Here is a 2,835-nt window from a genome sequence, read left to right on the forward strand (position 1 = left end):
ACGACGTCAGCGAGCGACCAGCACCGATTTTCAGCCCGGAACGGGCCGCCTCGCCAGAGGCGACAGGGACTAAAACGCCGCGGAAGCAGCCGTGCGGTGCCGCTGGCGGCTCGAGCAGCCCGGGAAGCAGCCATGGAGTGCCGCTGGCTGACCAACGAAGGCCGGGAAGCAGCCATGCCGTCCCGCGCGGGTTCCGGCGAAGACCGATCACGGCCCGCGCCGCCAGGACAACGCCCAGACCCTGATCCCGGAAGCCCTCAGCCGGATCCTTCCAGCGGGGGTCTCCGTGGACCCTGATGATCAACCGAGTCAACCCTGCTAACAGCCCAAACGTGTCCATACCGCCATCGCGAAGCATGACCCGAGGCCCTCAGTCAGCGCAAATCGGACCTCGATCAAGACCCAACGGCCGACGTCGGCTGGCAGGTCGGCGGCACAGTCGCCGATACGTTCCGCAGGCAGGCGGGTTCCTCAATTGGCCAGCAGAGTCAGCGGTCAGAACCAGTCCGCCGCTGCCCGCGCTGCCCGCGCTGCCCGCGCTGCCCGCGCTGCCCGCGCTGCCCGCGCTGCCCGCGCTGCCCGCGCTGCCCGCGCCTAAAAACTGTGGGGCGGGTGCGGGTGGTGTGGCGGGTGGGGATGGGGACCGGGTGGTGGGGGACGGCGGTGGTATGTTGCGCGCGGGTCATGAGTGCCAGCGTTCAGCCCCGGCTTGCTGGCCGGCAACCCTCCGCTTCGTGGGCGGGGTGCCCCGGGTGATGACCGGGTTCGGTGCGATGTGCGCCGGGCAAGCCGCGAGCCCAAGGGGACTCTCATGACAGTTTTGGACCAGCCTGTTCTGCATGGACGTTTTGTCCGGCTTGAGCCGCTCGGGCCGGAGCACGCCGCGGATCTGGCAGTGGCTGCCGGGGAGTCGCGTGAGTCCTACGACTGGACGTGGGTGCCTACCGCGGCGACCGTCGACGGGTACATCGCCGAGCAGGTCGCCCGAGTCGGGCTCACGCCTTATGCGCAGGTCAGCCGTCAGACGGGGCGAGCCGTCGGGGTGACCGCCTACTGGGATCCGAGGGGTGAGCCGCTTGCCGCGATCGATGTCGGGTTCACCTGGCTGGCCGCTTCGGCGCAGGGCTCCGGGATCAACCTGGAAGCCAAGTATCTGCTGTTCAAGCACGCTTTCGAAGGGTGGGGCGCACAGCGGGTCGGGCTGAGCACCGACGCCCGCAACGCTCGGTCGCGGGCCGCCATCGCCGGGGTGGGGGCACGGTTCGAGGGCGTGCTGCGGAACTGGTCGCGGTCGTGGGCGCCGGGTGAGGACGGGCGGCTGCGGGACTCGGCCCTGTTCTCGGTGGTGGTCGAGGAATGGCCGGAATGTCGCGCCTACCTGGAACACCGGCTGTCCGAAACACGGTAAACCTCCGCCGGAGGGCGGCGCGACGGCCACCCTCCGGGTTCCGGAGATCAGGTCCTACTTCATCTGACCGGAAGTGATCAGCTGGAGCAGGTGTTGAGCATGGTCTGGAGCGCGGTCTTCTCGGCCGACTGGAGGTTCAGCGACCAGTAGTACTTCACCGCGATCCACATCTTGGCGTAGGTGCACCGGTACGAGGTGACCGACGGCTGCCACGTCGACGGGTCCTGGTCGCTCTTGGACTGGTTCACGTTGTCGGTGACCGCGATCAGCTGCGGGCGGGTCAGGTCGTTGGCGAAGCTCTGCCGCTTGCTGGTGGTCCAGGCGCTGGCGCCGGAACGCCACGCCTCGGCCAGCGGAACCACGTGATCGATGTCGAGATCGGAGGCCGCGGTCCAGGTGGCGCCGTCGTAGGGGGAGTACCACGAGCCGGAGGTGGCGGCGCACGCCGAGCTGACGACCACGTTCGTGCCGTCCCGCTTCAGCACCGTCTCGCGGGTGTTGCAGGTCCCGGAGATGGTGATCCAGTGCGGGAACAGGTCACGGTCGTAGGTGCTGGCGTTCGCCTCGGCGGCGACGGTCAGCGCGTTGAGATAGGTCTGCGCCGTCGACTTCGACGGGATCCCGGTGGGGGCGGCCTGGGCCGGGGACGCCAGCAGACCGAGAGTGATCAATGCGGCCGTGACTACGGCCATCACGGGACGGGGGGAGAGGGGCATGATCGGCTCCTTTGTGTCGTCCGATTCGGACTACACAGATCTACGGGAGCCGGACGTCACCGGATGATGACGTTCATGAATTTCTTATGTCCGAACAAAAAAGAACAAACCCACCTCGGAAACAAAACCTTAATCTTTGTACGAGCTATGAACGGCACCGTGGTTCTCCCCGCGGCACCCAGCCCCCTCAAGACCGAAACGCCCGCCTCGCGGCCCCGCAGATCTTGCACGGTTCTCCCCGGCGGCGGCGATCTTGCAAGATCCTTCCGGCCCTGGGATGCATCACCGTGCAAGAACCACTTCGCGGCGCGGACCTTGCAAGCATTGCCCCGCCCCGGCGTGAAAAGACCTGCAAGATCGGCCGGAGGGTGCACATTCGTGCAAGATCGGCTGGCGGCTGGCGGCTGGCGGCTGGCGGCTGGCGGCTGGCGGTGGGCGGCGGGCGGCGGGCAGCTGGCGGCGGGCGGCTGGGTTGCGGAGTTCTGGGTGAGTCGCGCGGTGGCGAGTGAGTCGCGGAGTGCCGGGTGAGTCGCGCGGTGGCGGGTGAGTCGCGCGGTGGCGGGTGAGTCGCGCGGTGGCGGGTGAGTCGCGCGGTGGCGGGTGAGTCGCGGAGTGCCGGGTGAGTCGCGCGGTGGCGAGTGAGTCGCGGAGTGCCGGGTGAGTCGCGCGATGCCGGGTGCGCCGCGGCGCGCGGTGAAGGGCGGCGCTGCG

Annotated in this window: 2 protein-coding genes and 1 riboswitch; of the genes, one reads left to right on the plus strand and one right to left on the minus strand. The window is 68.8% G+C overall.

Annotated elements, in window-relative coordinates; genetic code table 11:
• Positions 1-680 precede the first annotated feature (680 nt).
• Positions 681-797, plus strand: a riboswitch (SAM riboswitch).
• 14 nt (positions 798-811) lie between these two features.
• Positions 812-1,408 (plus strand): GNAT family protein, encoded by a 597-nt coding sequence (locus AB0E94_RS52620; RefSeq protein WP_360344459.1) that lies wholly within the window; start codon positions 812-814, stop codon positions 1,406-1,408.
• Between the two features lie 77 nt (positions 1,409-1,485).
• Here the strand turns inward: AB0E94_RS52620 and AB0E94_RS52625 are convergent, their stop codons facing one another.
• Complete coding sequence (locus tag AB0E94_RS52625; RefSeq protein ID WP_360344462.1) at positions 1,486-2,100, minus strand: HNH endonuclease family protein; 615 nt, start codon at positions 2,098-2,100, stop codon at positions 1,486-1,488.
• Positions 2,101-2,835 lie beyond the last annotated feature (735 nt).

It is taken from the genome of Actinoplanes sp. NPDC026670, assembly GCF_040638175.1.
Lineage (GTDB): Bacteria > Actinomycetota > Actinomycetes > Mycobacteriales > Micromonosporaceae > Actinoplanes.

Coding starts and splice junctions, on each gene's coding strand:
- AB0E94_RS52620 (WP_360344459.1), top strand. CDS start 812: ATGACAGTTTTGGACCAGCCTGTTCTGCATGGACGTTTTGTCCGGCTT.
- AB0E94_RS52625 (WP_360344462.1), bottom strand. CDS start 2,100: ATGGCCGTAGTCACGGCCGCATTGATCACTCTCGGTCTGCTGGCGTCC.